General features: G+C 43.3%; 16 protein-coding genes and 1 tRNA gene. 8 read left to right on the forward strand and 9 right to left on the reverse strand.

Annotation, left to right across the window (positions count from 1 at the left end; all coding sequences use genetic code 11):
- Positions 1-230: 230 nt before the first annotated feature.
- From AC3RV5_RS01655 to AC3RV5_RS01680, 6 genes are all read right to left on the reverse strand, one after another.
- A protein-coding gene (locus tag AC3RV5_RS01655) for an IS3 family transposase (RefSeq protein ID WP_489732068.1) occupies positions 231-1,726 on the reverse strand; the annotation gives its coding sequence in 2 pieces (ribosomal slippage) (positions 231-1,306 and positions 1,306-1,726; 1,497 coding nt in all).
- Positions 1,727-1,918: 192 nt separating this feature from the next.
- The gene (locus AC3RV5_RS01660) at positions 1,919-3,226 is read right to left on the reverse strand and encodes a type II toxin-antitoxin system HipA family toxin (protein WP_489730267.1); all 1,308 of its coding nucleotides are present in this window, start codon (positions 3,224-3,226) and stop codon (positions 1,919-1,921) included.
- Positions 3,227-3,517, reverse strand: a complete 291-nt coding sequence (locus AC3RV5_RS01665) for a helix-turn-helix domain-containing protein (protein WP_489730268.1) — start codon at positions 3,515-3,517, stop codon at positions 3,227-3,229. It lies immediately after the preceding gene.
- A gap of 261 nt (positions 3,518-3,778) precedes the next feature.
- The gene (locus AC3RV5_RS01670) at positions 3,779-4,114 is read right to left on the reverse strand and encodes a hypothetical protein (protein WP_489730269.1); all 336 of its coding nucleotides are present in this window, start codon (positions 4,112-4,114) and stop codon (positions 3,779-3,781) included.
- Positions 4,115-4,599: 485 nt separating this feature from the next.
- On the reverse strand, positions 4,600-5,835 hold the full coding sequence (locus tag AC3RV5_RS01675) for a HipA domain-containing protein (protein WP_489730270.1): 1,236 nt from the start codon (positions 5,833-5,835) through the stop codon (positions 4,600-4,602).
- A gap of 55 nt (positions 5,836-5,890) precedes the next feature.
- Entirely contained in the window at positions 5,891-6,160 is a 270-nt protein-coding gene (locus AC3RV5_RS01680; protein WP_489730271.1) for a helix-turn-helix domain-containing protein, read from the reverse strand.
- A 721-nt stretch (positions 6,161-6,881) separates the two neighbouring features.
- Here AC3RV5_RS01680 and AC3RV5_RS01685 point away from each other — a divergent pair.
- The 4 genes from AC3RV5_RS01685 to AC3RV5_RS01700 all read left to right on the forward strand — a co-directional run bounded on the left by AC3RV5_RS01685 (position 6,882) and on the right by AC3RV5_RS01700 (position 9,452).
- Complete coding sequence (locus AC3RV5_RS01685) at positions 6,882-7,082, forward strand: hypothetical protein (protein ID WP_489730272.1); 201 nt, start codon at positions 6,882-6,884, stop codon at positions 7,080-7,082.
- 119 nt (positions 7,083-7,201) lie between these two features.
- Positions 7,202-8,035 (forward strand): TIGR04255 family protein, encoded by an 834-nt coding sequence (locus AC3RV5_RS01690; RefSeq protein WP_489730273.1) that lies wholly within the window; start codon positions 7,202-7,204, stop codon positions 8,033-8,035.
- Positions 8,035-8,616, forward strand: coding sequence for a hypothetical protein (locus AC3RV5_RS01695; RefSeq protein WP_489730274.1), 582 nt, complete (start codon positions 8,035-8,037; stop codon positions 8,614-8,616). The genes AC3RV5_RS01690 and AC3RV5_RS01695 overlap by 1 nt, the downstream gene beginning before the upstream one ends.
- Before the next feature lie 8 nt (positions 8,617-8,624).
- Positions 8,625-9,452 carry a hypothetical protein gene (locus tag AC3RV5_RS01700; RefSeq protein ID WP_489730275.1) on the forward strand — a complete coding sequence of 276 codons (828 nt, stop codon included), beginning with the start codon at positions 8,625-8,627 and terminating at the stop codon, positions 9,450-9,452.
- A 164-nt stretch (positions 9,453-9,616) separates the two neighbouring features.
- On the opposite strand, the gene AC3RV5_RS01705 is transcribed toward AC3RV5_RS01700, so the two are convergent.
- The 3 genes from AC3RV5_RS01705 to AC3RV5_RS01715 all read right to left on the reverse strand — a co-directional run bounded on the left by AC3RV5_RS01705 (position 9,617) and on the right by AC3RV5_RS01715 (position 12,470).
- Positions 9,617-9,693: transfer RNA gene (locus tag AC3RV5_RS01705), tRNA-Arg, on the reverse strand.
- A gap of 244 nt (positions 9,694-9,937) precedes the next feature.
- Positions 9,938-11,152: an AGE family epimerase/isomerase gene (locus AC3RV5_RS01710; protein WP_489730276.1), complete on the reverse strand. Its 1,215-nt coding sequence runs from the start codon at positions 11,150-11,152 to the stop codon at positions 9,938-9,940.
- A gap of 19 nt (positions 11,153-11,171) precedes the next feature.
- Complete coding sequence (locus AC3RV5_RS01715) at positions 11,172-12,470, reverse strand: MGH1-like glycoside hydrolase domain-containing protein (RefSeq protein ID WP_489730277.1); 1,299 nt, start codon at positions 12,468-12,470, stop codon at positions 11,172-11,174.
- A gap of 188 nt (positions 12,471-12,658) precedes the next feature.
- On the opposite strand from AC3RV5_RS01715, the gene AC3RV5_RS01720 reads away from it, so the two are divergent.
- From AC3RV5_RS01720 to AC3RV5_RS01735, 4 genes are all read left to right on the forward strand, one after another.
- On the forward strand, positions 12,659-15,106 hold the full coding sequence (locus tag AC3RV5_RS01720; RefSeq protein ID WP_489730278.1) for a TonB-dependent receptor domain-containing protein: 2,448 nt from the start codon (positions 12,659-12,661) through the stop codon (positions 15,104-15,106).
- Positions 15,107-15,255: 149 nt separating this feature from the next.
- Entirely contained in the window at positions 15,256-16,836 is a 1,581-nt protein-coding gene (locus AC3RV5_RS01725; protein WP_489730279.1) for a sodium:solute symporter family protein, read from the forward strand.
- Between the two features lie 9 nt (positions 16,837-16,845).
- Positions 16,846-18,084: a glycerate kinase type-2 family protein gene (locus tag AC3RV5_RS01730; protein WP_489730280.1), complete on the forward strand. Its 1,239-nt coding sequence runs from the start codon at positions 16,846-16,848 to the stop codon at positions 18,082-18,084.
- A gap of 76 nt (positions 18,085-18,160) precedes the next feature.
- Positions 18,161-19,318: an ROK family transcriptional regulator gene (locus AC3RV5_RS01735; RefSeq protein WP_489732069.1), complete on the forward strand. Its 1,158-nt coding sequence runs from the start codon at positions 18,161-18,163 to the stop codon at positions 19,316-19,318.
- Positions 19,319-19,323: the final 5 nt, after the last annotated feature.

Raw genomic sequence — 19,323 nt, forward strand, 5'->3', positions numbered from 1 at the left:
TTTGCCGACGTGGACTTGCGTGAATTATTGAGTGCCTGGTGCATGGCTTTTGAAAATCGCTGAAAGCCTGTAATGTTAAGGCTTTCACATCAATGCCTTTGATCATAGGTAATCAGGTATGTTTTTAACCCACATTCCGCACATTGCCACATAGGCAGGTGGCCTAAACGTTTGTACTTAATAGATCACAAGATGTCGCCATTTTTCAAGGTAGTTGTCGCATTTTGTAATTAAGCAACGCATTTACTTTCAGGATTTAGCGATACTTCATTAATATAATCCCAATTGCGAATATTATTACGCCATCTGGATGGGTTTGCCTGTTGCGCTTTTAAATATATTTTCCTCCTTTTTGCTAATAATTCGTTGTCTAGTCCATTATGACGTTGCTCCGGTGTGACATATTTGATGCCACTGTGTTTATGCACGTTGTTGTACCAATAAGTGAAGTTGCTCACCCATTCACGCGCCTCTGCAATATTCTTAAAGCCATCTTTAGGCCATGAATGATGATACTTCGTGGTTCTAAACAATGATTCAGAATAAGGATTGTCGTTGCTAACTCGTGGTCTTGAGTAAGAGCTGGCAACGCCTAAATCTCTCATCTTTGCTTGCATTGTGAAGCTGCGCATAGGTGCACCATTGTCAGAGTGCAATGTGGTGCCTCGTTTAACACATTTCTCACTCCATACCGCACGCTGAAGAACCGTTGCGGCAAGCTCGCCTAGTTCTTGTTCATAGACTTCGGCACCGACTATTTTACGGCTGAATATATCGACTATCATGTATAAATAGTAATGCTGTCCACGCGTCTGGGTGGCTAAATAGCTAATGTCCCAAGTCCATACTTCATTAGGTTTGGTGGCGATTTGTGCAGTAGGTTTATTGTTTTTCTGACGCAATTTAGCGGTAGTTCGTTCAGTACTTTGTCCAGCTTCTTTCAGTACGCGGTAAAAGGTTGATTCAGAGCCAATGTAACGTCCGTTGTCAGCTAAGGTAGGCACGATGTAACCTGGTGGGTAACTGGCAAACTCACTTAAATTACAAGTCTCCACAATCAGCGCTCGTTCTTTTATAGATAGCTTGTTCGCCGGTGTTGGCCGAATTGCATTGGGTCTCGCATCCTCAAACAATTGACGTTTTTTTTCGTGATACCAACGCTGTATAGTGCGAACTGATATACCGAGGGTGTGGCACGCAATGGCTTTACGAGCACCGCTTAATACTGCCGAATTAATGAGTTTTATAATTTTATGCCGCTCTAGGAGAGGAGTTAGTCGTCCTCGCTGTTGTCCCAAAGGGCATTGTACTTTTCCCGCAATACCAACAATGCAGCGGTTTCAGCCAACGCTTTATCTTTTCTGTTTAACTCTTTTTCTAACAACTTAATTTTCTTCTTGTCGGCGCGCCGAACACTATCTAGTTTATACTGACTCTCTTGAGTCGAGCTATGGACACCAATTGATAGTGCTTTCCATGATTTTACATGCTCAACATACATACCATGCTCACGGCAATAACTGGCTAACTCATGCTCTGACATGACAGCAGTTGCAATAACAGCTGCAAACTTCTGCTCGGCGGAAAAGTTATTACTTTCGAGTTTATCATTTTCAAACTGATGTCCATTATCAACCAACTCCTGTCTCCACTTTTGTACCGTTGTCACTCCTACATCGAGTTCACCAGCGATTTGCCTAAGTGAATATAAATAAGGTGGCAGCAACCACGTTTGTCCTTGTTGTTTGGTTTCTAAGTCTACAGAAGGTAGCGGCATTTGTTATCTCCATTAATAAAAATCTAAGGCGACAACTATCCTGACATAGCGGGATGTATCGGTAAGAGATCACAAAACCAATCGTCAATCGATCAAAGACAAACCGTTTAGGTCGTTGCATACTGTTTCTACACTATTAAATTACGTCGATGGTCGAAGTCTTTTAAGTGCCTTTATAACACCATCGGCGATAGCCTCTCCTACGCGGGTATCAAATAGTTCGTTTTTATCCGCAAAGGCTCGGTCAAGTGCATGCGTTGCCTGTGCATTTACTTGGCTTATAATCTGGTCCATAAACTGCTGGTCAAATCTTAAGTGCTGGGCGTTGGTACGCCAATGGCGAAGCATGATGTTATCCCAGTGGTAATGACTGTTCCTGCTGAGAACTTTCATCGCCATCTTGATTTTTTGGGCCTGTATATTGCCTTGACCAAAGTAGGGGTATGCGCTTATTACGTCATACAACGGCGTCATCTGAAATCCGTCGGCGGTCAAAAATATACTGAAATTTTTTGCGTGGCCATCAATCGCCGCCAGTAACCAAAATATCAGCTGGGCTTTCATAAAGGTATAGCGATTCTCGGTGGGGTGAGTGCTAGTAGCGAGTAAGTTCATGATGGATTGCGCACTTGGGCCGCCCTTGTCTTCATATTTCGCGCCGCTGAAAACACCTAGCGCCTGACACATATCCTCTTGGGGCAATCTAACAATATTATCCGGCACAATTTTGCGGTCAAATCGCTCAACCACCAATACTTTTTGCGAGCCAAATTGCATGATATTTGCCTGTGCAATTTCCATATCCAGATGGTGCAAAAAGCGCATGCAAAACCACTCATTATCAACACTGCTTGATAGGTCTATATTCATTTGTTCGTGATGTAATATGGGCGGCTTGAATATATGTGTTGTCGCGGTTTGGCCTTGAGGTTTGTACCACTGTTCGTCCCATAATGTGAAAGCGGTTTTTTCCTGCGCCCCTGCAAGGCTGATACGAAAGTCCTCGTCCTGTTTCATGCCAAGAGTATGGGTAAAACGGGTATCTTTGATGGTCTGTTCGATGTCAGTCTCACTGACTTCCTCCAGCGACAATGGGGCAATATCACCAGCAGGCGGTTCGGTACCAAGCGATATAGCCCCTACGCAGTCTTTACCAATGGTGCTAAGCAAATCAAACGGCTTGTTGCTGTGGGCGCCAAGATGTTCAACTATAAATTCACGTATCTTGGGGTTGTCAGGTAATAAGTTATCAAAATATGACTCGACCTTTGCACCTTTGATAGGAGCGCTTTGCATGGGTAAACTCAGTGATAAGGCGCGGCTACCTTCAAGTGCCATCCAGTCTGGCGAATATGTAAAGGAGAGTTGGTTGCTTTTACGTGTCAGCGTGCCGACCTCGATGCCGTTCATTGAGCAATACAGCACTTTGCTATGTGATTTACGGCCCACTTAAAAATTCACCTTATTGCCTGATTTAGCACTCCATACTTCTTGTGTCTTCGAGTGGACTTTGGCATCTGATTGTTTGCCAGATAAGTCATTCACCGAAAGCTTTAGATGAAGGGCGGCGCAAATTTTCAGTATCAACCCAAAATTAGCTTTTTTGGGGTCGCGCTCAATATCAGAAAGGTCTGGTTGGTGAATACCCACAAGTGAAGCTAAATAAGCCTGATTCCAGCCCCGCGCCTTTCGCGTACTGCGGATAAGACCGCCTAAATCTGATGGAATATTAATATTCATATCGTCCCCTAGTGGGTTCGTTCAGTCTATCGATAACAATAAAAATATAGTCAATACGGTATAAACTGGAAATATAGCTTATTTACCATAAAGAGTAAATATAGCAAATAGACTATAAGTGCAAGATATAGTCTATAAAGTATAAATTAAGGATATAGCAGATATCCTATAAAGTGTCCGGTTGGAGTTGGCCAGAACATTTACGAGAAATTTAATATTAGTTTTGGGAACGAGTTTTTCCCTTTTTCCCTCCGTCCCCTTTTACCTATTTTTTGACTGAAGGGCTTTAGTTATTTCTGGGACTTGAATGATTCCTTCGTTTTGACCCATAAGCTCAAGCAACTCAAAATCTATTTTTTGTTTTAATGGGCGCAACTCATTGTTAATACGTATTTTATGACCCTTCGTAGGATCTCCTTTTTTTTCCATATTTGCGATAATATCCCTGTAATAATCAATCCTTTGTTGAATGAGGTTTGATGAATGAATTAGGGCACTCATTCTTCCATTTTTAATTGTTTCATTTCGCTGAAGCTTTAATGCCCTTAAGGCAATTATTGCCGCAGCTATACCTACAATAACTTCTAAAAAATCCATTTTATACTCCCTGTCATGGATAAAAGGTTAACGGTTTATTATGGATACGGGTTTAGTAACTACACAGCACTCACACTAGTTTTCAGTAATTTTACGTATAAACAATTAGTTAGATAGTAAGGTTGAAATAACTGTAATATAATCATAAGCCTAATCTGTAATGACCGTTGCCCCCGTTTCTAGCATTAGAACAAATATAATTATATCCCTTACAAGAAAGCCATTACTTTCAAGTAGTTGCCTTATAACTTGTCACAAGAATAATAACTTTAGTATTTTTTGGTCACAGACATTCATATTTTAGAATTATGAACAGGCAATGAGTTTATTGATAATGTGCGATCAGGCCCAGTACAAAAGCCGCTGTTATTTAGGATTAAAGACTTACGGTAGTGAACAATACTCTATATTGGTAGCTCAGGTTTCAGATAATAATATATAGGACCATTGGTAACTTTGCTGACCAAAAATGGAGCGCAAATATTTCATTTAGTAATTTGCTCAATCATCTCTTTGATACACTTATGTTCAATTTCTCCAAGCATTCTCAGGTCTCCAGGCTTTGATACATGACCTTCACCGTAGTCCATCGTTTCAACTTTGCTACGTAGTGATTTCATTGCCTTAAGTATCTTACTGATCATTGTTTTCACGCGCCTAGAGGCTGCCGAAGCGTTAACTCCAATCTCCGAAGCGAATGCTAGGATGTGCTCCATACGTACTTCTCTTACCCTTGTGGCATTTCCCATTGGTTGTGACAGTTCGTCATCTAGGACACCTTTCGCATTTACGTATATCAATGTACTAAGCAGATCATAGTGTGGTGACAATTCATAGCCCGATTGAGTGCAAAGAAAACTAAGATTCTTCAAATGAGCATCGGTATTACCAACCAGCAGATTAAATAGCGCCCAATCAAATATTCGCAGTCTTGTCAGCGCTTTTTTACCTGTCATTTCGATTAGGCTAACCAAGCTTTGCGTATGGCTTGCTTTATATTTGGCTGTTGGATAAAGACCAAGCATCTGACAACCATCAAGAGCATGTATTCTTGTCTGAGTTGGGTTACTGCCGGTTCGGTCGAATCGCTGAATAATATAGACCGGGTCGGGAATGTGGAGCATATGTATTTGTGGTACTTCAAGGCCAACTCTTTTGGCCAGCTGCATAATGACATATTCGTTGCAAACTGTTGCCCAGTATTGCTCAGGGTGTTGATGTAATGGCTTTAAAATATGCGTCGAAATAGCACTACCTTCAGGCTCATATAAACGCCCATTTTGATAAATGACGGCGACTTTATGCTGTGCACCGGCCAAAGACATTTTCTTTTTACTACTGGAGGCAAGAGGTACCATTGGCATGTTTGCAATGCGTTGACTTAACTGGGTATTTGACAGCTCTACAATATTCCCCGTTGTCGGGTGGACGCCTGGCTCAAGTATGGTCAGGGCGCCGGCTGATTCTCCACCATATTCATTGAGCAAGTTGAAAGCATCGTGCTGTTTGCGTGGCATCGATGTATAAAGTGCTGTTCTGGCGTCCTCCTCAGGTAAAAGGTTATCGAAAAACCACTGCACATGCCGATAGGTAGAGCTGTCGACATGTTCTCCACTTTGCAGTGGAATGTGGGGAGAAATTGAAAATGCGTTTGGACTTGCTAGCCATTCTTGAGTGTAAATGAATGACCAAATGCCACTTTGCTCATGCAGCTCTCCCAAATGTTCACCCTCGTACCAAATGCACAAGTGTCTGTTCGGTATTGCTATTAATGGTTTATTCAAAATTCACTCGATTTAGCAATTTTGCTGCGTGCTTTGCATCTATATCAAGTGGTAACTCAAGCACTACTTTTATCCCTAATTCGTTCAGGGCATTAAGAGCGGTTTGTAATGCTACAGTGCCCTTGCCTGACTCAAGTGCTTTAACAGGGTTTACACTCACCCCTAAAATACTGGCCATATCGCGCTGGTCAATACCTTGCGCTTGTCGCACGCTTTTCACTACGGTGCCAAACCCAGTGGCATTCTCGATTTGTACTTTCAAAGTTCAACCCTATAGTACTTATACATTCTATACAATAATCCAGATCGGTAAACTTAGCAATATAGTATTTATAAGTGCTATCTGCTGTTTTAGATATACACTTATACTCCTATAGCACGTATAAGTACCATACAACATCAATTACTTAAAATAGACTGACAATGAGGGTTTAACATCACTAAGATTCGTTTTATAGGTGATATTCAAGATGTTGATTAAAGAGCTTGGTTATTTGGGCTTTATTGAGTCCTGTAATAATCATTGGAATCATCAGAGCAATATGTGCGGCGGGGGGGGGAATTAGCTCAAATCTAAACTGACCGCGCCATTTGAAAAGTGGGTAACAGTCAGATCATATTTGAGCTCCGAAAATTGTACAAGAACAAGAAACTGTAGCCATTAAGACATAAAATGAACTCAATCTAAAATTCCTATTCGTTCCGCTATAAAATTTTGTAAGAGCGATTGAGCAAGCATCATGTAGCATCTATATCCGAATCAGGCCATGCCTTTGAGGTATGATATTTAAATTGAAGCCTGGGCTAGTTGTTGGGGGATACGCCAGTTTCAGCAAATAGGCGGTGCGTCTGTTACCGTTTGGCGCGAATTAAGACGATTACGTAACGTCGTATCTGGTGATGAAACGCTCAGCAGACTGACTCAATCGGCTGACTCAGGAGATTGGGCAACGTATACCAAATTAATGGGCGGCGTGTTTTGTATGCGTAAAAATCAGGTGATCCACCCGTACTACGAAATGGTGGTCAACAAAATCACGGGACTGATTAAAACCAGTTGGTTTGATGGGCTGATTACTTCGAAGCTAAAAGGGATACTTTATAAGGGGAAAGAGATCATTACTCGCGTTCATGAATGGCGTTTAGCGCTTTGCTCTGGGCAAGCAGCCTTGGCGGCTGCTTAGCTTTTACTTGGAGTTCTGTAAATAACTGTACGTACGGTAATAGAAATCATTGAAGAAAAGGTCATTAACCCATATATTAGTGTATAGTTAATAAACTATACACTAGCAGCAGGATTTTTATGGCAAGCTTCAAACCTAACTCAGCATTAAATAATGCTCCAGTTCAGTTCGTATTATGCAAAATTTCTTGTGGTGACCTACCTAGCTTTGATGCTATCCACCTTGCGAATGTTCAAGAAACTTTTCGGCAAAATAACTACCCTCACTATTCCCCTACTGAAATTAGTGATTTTGAAGTGCAACATGGCGCAGGCCTTCAGGTACGTCAACATAAACGTAGTACGCACCACTTCATTAGTAATAATTATTTAGATGGAATAGCCGTTTCTGGTGGAGATCTGTTTATATATACAAGGGATTACGGAAACTTCGAAATTTTCGTAAAAAAAGTAATAGAGGCTCATAATTTATTTGTAAATACGGTAAAAATTGATACTGTCAGAAGTATAGGAATTCGCTATATTGATTTAGTTGAACCTAAAACAGGTATCGATTTAGAAAATTATCTAGAGCAGTTTATTCTTAGCCCTAAATTTGAAAATATCAGTGGTAGCGTTTTTCCTGTTACTTCTTTTAGTCAGCATTCTTATAAAACAGACATCAATTCGTTAGTTGTTCTTAGATCAACTGCAGGCAAGGGGCTAAAAATTGTTCCAGACGACCTTTTTCCGATGATTGAACCAATGTTAGCTAAGGCCGGTGAGCAAAAGCAGCTGGAACAAATTGATGATATTACAGCTTTGATCGATACAGATCATTTCATTACATTTAAGGCATTAGAGAAAGTAGGTAACATTGACTTGCGATCTTTAATAGAAAAAATGCATGAATATACATCATCAATATTTTTTAATTGTGTGACTGACAAAGCACTTACGGAATGGAATTCATAATGTCTAATTATATATCAATACCAGAAACAACAGACTATAACGGTACTCTAAGTACAGCCGTAGCATTGGTTATGGTTGCGACTATGGTGGGTACTGGTGGGGCTTTCGTCGTTCTATCGCCAGCAACTAGTAGCGATTTTTCTTTGCCTGAACTAATTAACTCTCCGAATACTGTTCCCGTTGTTGACAATTCTAATTTAGAATTTCGTAAAACTAGTAAAAAACTTATGGACGATTTCGGACTAACTGTAAAGCAGTATGCAGACCTAATGAAAGTGACGCGACCTGTCGTTTACAAATGGCACGATTTTTCAGTTCCAATGGATAGGATCAGATCTGTTAATAGTGAAAGGCTCTCACTGATATCTAATGTGCTTTATGGAATAAATGAAGATCGTCATAGTGCTTTTGGGCAATGGCTTAAGAATGAAGTTGATGAAGGAGCTATGAGTTTTAGAAGTTTAATACAGGAAGATATTTTAGACATAGCTAGTATTAATAATCGTATTTATGAAGTGAATTCTGCTTTGCGTTCATTAAAGATGAGCAACGAATTGGACGACTTATTGGGCATAGTGTAGGTATAAATATGTTCGATCGAAAAAAAGCAATTAACGCCGGATGGACTCAATGTTCAGTTTTCAATTTTGCCTCAAGCCCTGAATTTTATAAAATTATTCCCGAAACGCTGAGAGACGAGGGTAATTATTATGTTGTGCTATCACATCCATGCTCATTACTGAACTCAGATCTTGAGATCGAGCCAGACATGGAAATAGCGGTCGCAACTCCCATTTCACAAATAAATGGTAACTGCTCCCATGGTAAGAACCCGAGAAGACTTCATATTTATTTAGAAGAGTTAGAGCAGAATTTTGAATTAGAACAGAAAAAAAGGTGCGTAATCTCCAGAGAGCAAATTGATAAATGCAGTCCAGTTATCGGTAAACTTGATCCTACAGTAGCAAGAGCCATTTGTACTTGGGTAATTAATAGGTACATAGGCTCTGCATTTCCCGATAATTTTGAAACCCGCATTAATAAAAGTAAATCTAAGCTTCGTAAATTATTTGGAAAAATAATTGGTCAGAAATGTCGATCCGTTTATGTAGTCTTAAACGAGAATTTACGTGATTTGGATGATGGGGAAGATTACGAGATGAAAGTTTTCTTTACCTTGAGTAGTCTGGATTATCAAAAATATGATAGAGAAATTGAAGAGCCTAAAAATCCTTATGTGGAATTTCTAGAAACATTAACTTCAATTTTTCATTCCATAGAGGGTGTTACTCTTTTAAACGCAGCTTTTGTTGATGATTCTAAATTAACTGTTGCACAAGTCCAAAATCCTGCTTTTATGAAGTGGAACTTTGACTTTATTTCAATTGCTTCCAATACAGAAATAGAGAAATTTTAAGTTAGTGGTCAATCTAATAGAATTCTAAATGCCCAAACTCAGATAGTTGTATTGCGAATATCATGTGATAGGCATATTCCGAAGGTTTTCTGCTACATATTTGCTACACAGATTGAGTTTTTAATGATGTGCTTTTCTTGAAGTGGCTTGCAGGCCTTTAGAAATGGTGCACCCGGCGCGATTCGAACGCGCGACCTTTGCCTCCGGAGGGCAACGCTCTATCCAGCTGAGCTACGGGTGCTTCATTTTTAAGAGCGCTGATTCTAAAGAAACTGAGCAGTATTTCCAGTCTTATTTTGTTATTCCTGCTAAATCGGTGCTTTCTCGACGGAGTTTCTGGTTATGCGGGTTATTCTGTGGTTTCTGGCTTGGTTTGTTAGCGCTGCAAGTAACGTGAATATTTCGCCTAAAAGCAGCTGAAAATAGGTGAGCAAACATGGCTTAAAGGGGCGCCATATTTGCTCGTACTGCGTTTTTCTCGCGCTTTAAGACATTGGGTGGCGTTTGATTAGTGCGAGTACGTCGAAACAGGCGCCCATGGTGTGGTAGTCGGTTTTGCCGATGGGGCTTTTCAGCTGGTCGATTTTTTGGTTGTCATGGGTGAGTATTCTAAACCACGCGCCGTACTGATGATCAACCATGTGTTGCCAGGCATATTGCCAAATTTTGTTGTACCACTGTAGGTAAACCGCATCGCCGGTATGGTGATGTAGATAAGCTGCGCAACACAGGGATTCTGCCTGCACCCAAAAGTATTTTTCGTTATCGCAGATACTCATGTCGGGTGCGAAACCGTAAAATATGCCGCCGTGTTTTTCATCCCAGGCCACCGCTAATGATTTGTCAAATAGGGTTTTAGCTCGCTCAATCAACCACGGCTGGGGGTCGTGTTTGGCGATAAATAACAATAATTTGGCCCATTCGGTTTGATGACCGGGTTGAAACCCCCAGGGGCGGAACAGGTTTTTCGGGTCGTCTTTATTGTATTCGAGATCCACCTGCCAGTTGAGATCGTAATGTTCCCAGATCAGGCCCCCCATTAAGGCTGCTTGCTGGTTGGTCATCGTGTCGGCCAATGCTATTGCGCGTTCAAGGAAGCGCCTTTCGCCACTGGCTTCATAGGCGGCAATCAAGGCTTCACAGGTGTGCATGTTAGCGTTTTGGCCGCGGTAGCTATCACATACGCTAAAATCGGCATTACATTGGTCTTTATACAAACCGGCTTGTGCATCCCAGAAGTGGGTTTCCATGGTTTGCCAGGTGTCATTTAAATACTCACGGGCTTCTTCAACGCCCGCGCGCAGTGCCCAGCTGTACGCTAGGATCACAAACGCGAAGCCATAACAGTGATTGGTTTGGTCTTTTACGGTGATGTGACCATCTTGCACGTCAATCAACCAGTTGTAGCCGCCTGTTGCCGGAATATAGTGGGCGCGGCGAATAAATTCGATGCCAGACTTTACGCGCTCAAGGTATTTGGCGTCACCAAATTCTTGGTAGGCGCGGGCGTAGTTAAATACAAACCGTGTTGAGCTCACTAAGTGACGCGTGCCTTTATCGTACACGTCGCCGTTGTCTAAAAAGTTTTGGTAGAAGCCGCCGTGGGGATCATCTACGTTGGCTTCATAAAACTTAAGCGTGTCGCTTATATGATCAAGCAGAAATTTGGGGCTGGCAAATTGGGGGGCGCCGTTTGTCATATCTGTCTCCTGACGTTAGTTACAGTAACCAGTGCAAAGCGATAGCAGCAGTCCACGAGAAGTCTTTACCGCCACAACCCGCGCCCGTTTCTGGGTTGAAGTACTCGTAATAGCCAGATAAATCGACTAACGCACGACTGTCACTTTGCAACTTGTCTGCGGTGGCTTGATGACCAGCACTTTCAAAGCCAAGGGCGATCATCCAGTTGATATGCAACCAGATAGGCCCGCGCCAGTAGCGTTGTGGTTCGTAACAGCTTTCTTGTGGGTGAGTAGAGGCAATGCAATATTGGCTGGCTTGGCTCCACTGTTGGGCCGTTGTGTTTAAGGTTTTAACCTGCTGGGGATCCGCAAGGCCTGCAAATACCGTTAACAAACCGGCTGAAGTGCGCACTTTACATAAGGAGTCAGTTAACACATTGCGGCAATAGAAATATTCTGACTCTGGGCACCACAAGGTCGAAATGGCGCTTTGGGTTAAGGCAACACGTTGTGCTATGTAGTCTACGCGTTCATCTTTAATGCCTAATGTTTCACTCAATGCGAGTATATCTTTGCTGCCTTTATGCAAAATGGCGATGATCCCGATGTCGTTTACTTTATAAGGGCATGCGTTAAAGATCACTTCACTGTCAAATTTATTCTTTTTAAAGAAGTCGACCAAAAACAGAAAACGGTCGTATTCACTTTTATGCGGGCGCTGCGATGAATCAACATGGCCTAAGTCGCGACGTTCGTATTCCCAGTCAACACAAGGTACGGCCTCTAAGGCTTCATCCCAGGCAGGGCTGTTGTCCATGCCTGATTCCCAGGGGTGGTAACTCACCACTAGGCCTGTGTTGAGTGGGTCGCGCTCTTTATACCACCATAGATGATAGTCAACTAAGCTTGAAAATAATGACTCTGCTTTATTGCGCGCTAGTACTTTATCGTCAGCGGTTTCAAGCATTTCCTTTATAACCGTCGCCACCACTGGCGGCTGGGAAATAGAGGTACTTTTCACGCGTTTGTCTGAGCCCCATACATCTGGCCCTGGGAAGTAGGTAGTGGAGTCTTGATGAAATAAAATATGTGGAACCATGCCGTTATCCCACTGGCCATCAAATAACACTTCTAATTCCTGCCAGGCACGGGGTTCGTCAAAGTGTTTCCAGCCTAGCGCCGTGATAGCTGAGTCCCAATTCCACTGAAAAGGATATAAACCATGGGTTGGCACAGTGTAGCCACCAAGATCATTGGCGACCAGCGTCTCTTTTGCTTTCTGGATTAATGCAGCAGTCTTAGATGAAGTGTTTTCTTTATTAACGTGATCAGTCATAACGGGTGCTCTTTTCAAGTTATTCGACAGTAAATGAATCTTAAAGCACTCATTATGGGTTGTAAATGTTTTTTTTGTGTGTTTAAATCCAATTCGAGGTAACAAATTAATAACATTACATTAAACGTTCGCTTCATTTTTTTTAAACGAACACACCCTTGACCATCTTAAAATGATTGGAGAGCACCATGAAAATGACACCCATTGCTTGCGCAGTTTCAATACTCTTTGCTGCCCCGTTGTTCGCGCAAGAACAAGATAGCGAGAACAAGAAGGCTGACGAATACGAAAACATCATTGTGACCGGCTCTAGTGTCGCGCGTACTGAAGCAGACACGCCGGGAAAAACAACGTTGATCGGTCAGGAAGATATAGCCAGAACCGGCTTCACGAGTCAGGCCGATATACTGATGAGCGTTCCTGGCATTAAAGTCGAAGGGGGTGGTGGTGAAGTGGCTACTAACGCATTTGTGCGTGGTTTGCCTTCAGGCGGCCAATTCCAATTTACGCCACTAAATTACGATGGTATGCCTGCGTTCCAGTCTGGCATGTCTTCTTCAGCACAAGATGTTTATTACCGCCCCGATATTGGTATAGAAAGAGTTGAGTACGTCAGTGGTGGTGTATCAAACCTGTTTGGCCCGGGCTCAGTGGCTGGCATCATTAACTATATTTCGCGCAAAGGAAGCGATGATCCAGAAAGTACTATTCAGGTAGAAGTTGCCGAAGGCGGACGTATCAGAACCGACTTCTTTAATAGTGGCGCGTTGTCCAGTGATGATGGGTTGTATTATGCACTATCTGGCTTTTATCGTTACGATGAAGGCCCACTAGACACTGGTTTGCCTACAAAAGGTTATCAACTCAAAGGTAATATAGTTAAAGAGTTTAATGATGGCAGCATTACCTTTTATGCTCAGGCGATAAATGACAAAGTACAATTCTTCTTACCGTTACCGTTAGATGGTAATTCTCGCGACAGGCTAACAGGTAATGATGGCGAAACGGTTTATGTTGCTCAGACCGTATCGGCTGCAGAGTTAAGTTATCCGACTGCGTCAGGCACTTACGAATCTCCTATTCGTGACGGCGTAAGTGTAGAAGGTGGTTCTTTTGGGGTTGATTTTGAAAAAGAGTTGACGGATTCATGGACAATCAACGGTAAAGCGAAAGCCGCGGATTATGAACATCAGTTTAACTTGTTTTTGGACGGAGATGGCATATCGAATACGCCCGAGACACTTTCTGAGTACATTAATAACCCAGATAGAACGGTAAGTGGCGAACTATTAAGCTCGCTGGGCACGGAAAACTACACCTGGTCAGAAACAGGAAACCCTGTGCCAAGCGATTATTTACTTTTTGGCAATCGACTTTTGGATCGTCAACGTGATGGTGACTTCTTCAGTACCGAATTTAACTTAACGGGTGTAATGGAAGGGGGTGGCTTTGACCACACTGTAAACATAGGCACGTTTTTCATTCATGCCCAACAAATGGATTTCAATATTATTTCCAGTTACCTGGCTGATTTTAGCAATGGTGACAATGCGCGTTTAGTCGACCTTTCTTTTACGGGCACAGATGGAAATGATGTGCAGTATTCTCGAAACGGTGTGGTGGGGCCAGGTATCAGCTATACCAACAAAAATCTCACTAGTAGACGAACCGCTTTCTATGTCACAGATCAAATGGAAAACGACACTTGGGCATTTGACGTCGGTATGCGTATAGAGCGTGCTGAAGGTACTTCCAAAGCAGAAGGTAGTGAGAGTGTCACGGTATCTGACGATCCGTCATTGGCGCCAAACTTACAAGTCAATACCAGCGGAAACGGCAGCTTTACCTACGGTAAAGTGGCAACAACTGAAGCGGCTTTTTCAGGTGCTGTGTTATATAAAATGGATGATAACGATTTAAATTTATATGCCAATGCTTCCCAAGGATATTTCTTTCCACAAATAAGGAGTATCAGATTTAACGAAAACGGCGAGCCGCAAAGTTATGAGGGTGAAGACATTACGCTTGGAGCCATAGGCGTGAAGTATTTCCCAGATGACTTTTACATTGATGCTTCTTTGTTCATGGCGAATTTGGATAACAGACGTACAGTTGACTTCGAAAATGATGGCTCAGGTGGTTTGATTGAAGTCGTTAAGAACCAATCAACTGAAACAACGGGTGCTGAGGTTATCGCGCGTTGGAATGTGTCTGATGAAATCGCCTTAGAGGGGAATGTCACCTATCAAGATGCTGAATTTAGTGAAGGCGATAGTGTTGGTAAACAACCAAGCAGACAACCTGAACTGACAGGTAATTTTGCTGTTTCATATAATGACGGCTTTGTCGACGCTCGATTAGCCGTTAGTTACTTCGGTGATGCGTTTGCCAATGATGCCAACACCGTTGAATTAGATAGCCATAGCATCGCCAATCTTTCTGCGGGCTACACGTGGGAGCTAAATAACGAACAGCGTATTAGGGTCGGTGTCAGCGTATGGAACCTATTTGATAATGAAGGCATTACTGAAGGGTCACCCCGTCAAGCAAACAGCCAGTCATCTGGTGGTGAGTTTTTCGTAGGACGCCCAGTATTACCTCGTCGTGTAAGCCTTACGGCAAGGTATGATTTCTAAGCTTACTTAGTGTGTCGGTGCTAGCTTGCACCATTTGGTTGAATAGCTTACCTGCAGGAAAATACCCCTGGGGGTAACTATTCACCGTTTTTTAACCGAGCAGCGCGAACGGAATATTTTTTTGTTCGCACACACATGTGAATAATATTATGAATATACTAGATTTTTTGATTGTTGCATTGTATTTGGTGGCCTTGCTGGCCATGGGATTTATGCTTCGAGAACAGACAAATAAAAGTGACTATTTTCTGGGTGGAAAAAGTCTAGGATGGAAACCCTTGGCGTTGTCGGTCATGGCCACCCAGCTCTCTGCAATTAGTTTTATTTCTGCGCCTGCCTTTGTGGGGTTACGTGAAGGTGGCGGCATGCAATGGCTGTCTTACGAATTAGGTGTGCCATTGGCCATGATCCTAATTTTGGCCACCATTTTACCTAAATTATACCGTGCCGGTATTGTCAGTATTTATGATTATCTTGAAACCCGTTTTGGCCGGTCCACACGGGTATTGCTCAGCATCGTATTTCAATTTAGCCGCGCTTTTGCGACCGGGATCATGATTTACGCTGTGTCGTTAATTTTACAAGGCACCATGGGTATCGAAGCATGGCAAGCTATCTTGCTAACCGGTGTTATTACGGTGCTCTACTCGTTACAAGGTGGTATGAAAGCCGTGGTATACGGCGATGCCATTCAAATGATTATCATCGTGTTAGGCACGGTGGCGTGCATAGGATACGGCCTGCATTACTTAGGTGGTGTGGATGCCTTCGTAGCCAATGTCGATACGGATCGCCTGCAAGCAATTAAGTTCGACTCATACGGTTTTAGCGGAGACGGCTTCGGCTTTTGGCCTATGATTTTTGGTGGTGTTGTCTTGTACGCATCTTATTATGGCTGTGACCAAACACAGGCCCAGCGTGCGTTATCCGCTAAAGATCCAAAAAACCTGCGTTATATGATCTTAGCCAACGGCGTTATCCGTTTCCCTATCACCATTTTGTACTGCTTCTCGGGTTTGATTGTCGGTACGCTTGCCATGACCGAACCGAGCTTTATGGCAAAAATCCCAACGGATAATCCAGATTGGATGATGCCGATGTTCATTCTGAATTACTTGCCTCATGGCTTAATAGGCTTGTTGGTTGTGGCGATATTAGCGGCGGCCATGTCGTCATTAAGTTCGGCAATTAACTCCCTTTCGGCGGTGACTATCGAAGACTACTGCCGTATTACCAACAAAGAACTCAGTCAGGCGGGTTATTTGAAACTAGCCAAATACATGGGGTTGGGCTGGGGCGCTGTAACCTTAGTCTTATCGCTGTATGCAGGCAATATTGCCCCGACCATCATTGAGGCGATTAATAAAGTGGGTTCGCTGTTTTATGGGCCTATTCTGGCGGTATTTTTACTCGCTGTACTGACGAAAAGCACGTCTGGTTTGCACGTCAATATCGGGCTTATTAGCGGCGTTTTGTTTAACTTATTGATATCGTTTATCGCACCAGAGATTTTTTGGTTCTGGTGGAACTTCATTGGTTTTGTTGTGACTATTATCATGGCGATGTTAATGAGTAAAATTAAGCCTTATACCTATCAACCTAAGGATACAGAATTAGCGGCGGGTCAAAACTCCCTGTCCATTTTAACGACTAAGGATGTCGTTTTGTTACTGGGCATGTTCGCTGCGATGATCGCTTTTTGTTTATATATTCCAACGGCATTTGTTTAAGGTTTTTTCATGAAATATCACGCTTTTTTACGCGATTTATTTAACACGGCCGTGGCTGCCTGCCAGCCCAGTGCTTGTATGGCGCAGCAGTTGAGTAAACTGGATACAAGCAACGGCATATGTGTAGTCGGGGCAGGCAAAGCTGCGGCTGAAATGGCCGCCGAGGTTCATAAAACCCTGGGTGATAAATGTTATGGCGCTGTGGTTACCCGCTACGGATATGAAAGCGCGGGTGACACCGGCAAAATAGAGGTACTGACGGCCAGTCACCCCACACCGGACAACAACAGTTTAATCGCCGGTAAGAAGCTGCTTGAGTTGGTGCAAAATACGCCTGCCACTACCCCCATTTTGTTTTTGATTTCAGGTGGGGGCTCATCGCTTATGTGTTTACCGGTTGACGATGTGCCCTTTGCTGATAAACAGCAGTTAAATCAGTTTTTGCTCAGAAGCGGTGCCAGCATCGATGAAATCAATACGGTGCGTAAACAGTTGTCTCTGGTCAAAGGAGGTAGATTGGCCCAGGCCGCTAAGTCGAAACATGTGACCTTGATGATTTCAGATGTGGTGGGCGATAACGCCGCCGATATTGCCTCTGGGCCCACTATTGCCGACTCGTCAACCAAAGCTCAGGCTTTGGCTATTTTGCAAAAATACAATTGGTCCCCTGTGGGCAGTATTGCCAACTATTTAGCAAAACCAGAAGCCGCGCCTAAACACTGCGCACCAAGTGAATATCATATTGTGGCCAATGCCCAGCATGCCATTGATGCCGCCATCGAGGTGGCCAAAAAGCAAGGCTGGCAGACCCAAGTGATAGGTTATGACATTCAAGGCGAAGCTAGAGATGTCGCGAAATTACACGCTAAACAAGCACTGGCATGTAAGGCTCAAGGTCAACGTCTTATGTTGTTCTCAGGCGGTGAACTGACGGTCACTGTGGGCCAAAAATACGGTGACGGTGGGCCAAACCAAGAATACTTAATGGCCCTCGCGCTTGAACTAAACGGTGTTCACGGAATATCTGCGCTTGCGTGTGATACTGATGGGGTAGATGGCAGTAAAGATGTGGCGGGTGCTTATATCGACGAAACCACGTTGACCCGAGCAGCATCAGCCGGTGTGAGCGTTAATGAATTATTGAATACTCACAATAGCCATGAGTTTTTTGGCGCCATAAATGATCTTGTGATCACCGGGCCGACCAATACCAACGTTAACGATTTCAGGGTGATTTTGATTGAATAGTCCTGGGTGTTATCGTTACTTGTTCTTTTCCAATGATTCCAATAGGCTATAGCGTTTTAAGGATGATGTATTGCACATGTTTTCAACAGACAACAGTCGGTTTTTACGCTCAGGGTTTGATTTAGGCAAGGGCGGAAAGCTCTTTCAAGATATTGAGCGTGATATTATTAAGATTGTGTTCTGGGAGCAGCGTGTAACGCAAAGCCAAATTGTCTCTGCCACCAAAATTCCTCAACAAACCGTATCTCGTTTGTTAAAAGGCCTCACCCAAGACAAGGTGTTGCGCCAAACCCAACAAATGATCCCCAATCCCAAGGGCAAACCTGGCTTTGGCATTGAGTTAAACCCCGATTATGCTTACACCTTTGGTGTTTCCATATTGCTCGATGCCATTGGCGTGGCCGTGATGGACTTTGCCGGTAATGTGATGGCTACCAAGTTACGGGAAATGGACGACATGAGCATTGCTCATGTGCTTGAAGCCGCCGAGACGCTTGTGGGCGAGCTAAGTGAAGAATGTAAATTGGATCAAACCCGGGTGCTTGGAATGGGCGTGGGGATCTCGGGCTTTTTTAGCTCCATGGATGGCAAGATGAACACCCACCATATGTTAGAGGAATGGTCACAAGTAGACATAGTACAAATAGTGTCAAGTCATTTTCAGTTGCCCACCTGGGTGGTCAATGACGGCACAGGTGCTGCGGCAGGTGAAGGTGTTGCGGGTGTGGGTCGTAAATATAAAAACTTCGTGTATTTGTTTGTCTCTTCCGCTTTTGGTGGCGGTGTGGTGAACAATTCAGATGTATTGCGTGGAACCTACGGTAACGCTGGGGAGCTGGGCGACATGTTACCTACCAAGATTTATGCCCATCCGAATTTGGAATTACTTAAACGCATATTAAAAAAGAATGGCGTGAACTTCAGTTCTATCTATAACTTGCACGAAGAGTTCGACCCTAACTGGCCAGGTGTTGAAGAGTGGATATTTAAAGTGCAGGACTCGTTTGATCTGGTCGCCACCTGCTGTTCGGCCTTGCTTGACGCTGAAGCCATTATTTTAGGGGGGCATATGCCCAAAGCACTTTCTGAAAAGGTTATTCCGCGGATTGAAGTATACGCACAGTTTCGACGTGGAGCGAAACGCCCCATGCCGAAAATTGTAGTGTCAGGGGTTGAGAAACACCCCGTGTCTATTGGTGCAGCCACTATTCCGCTGCGGGAGTTGTGCCTGTAGTGGCG

It is taken from the genome of Paraglaciecola sp. IT1134 (genome assembly GCF_058068185.1).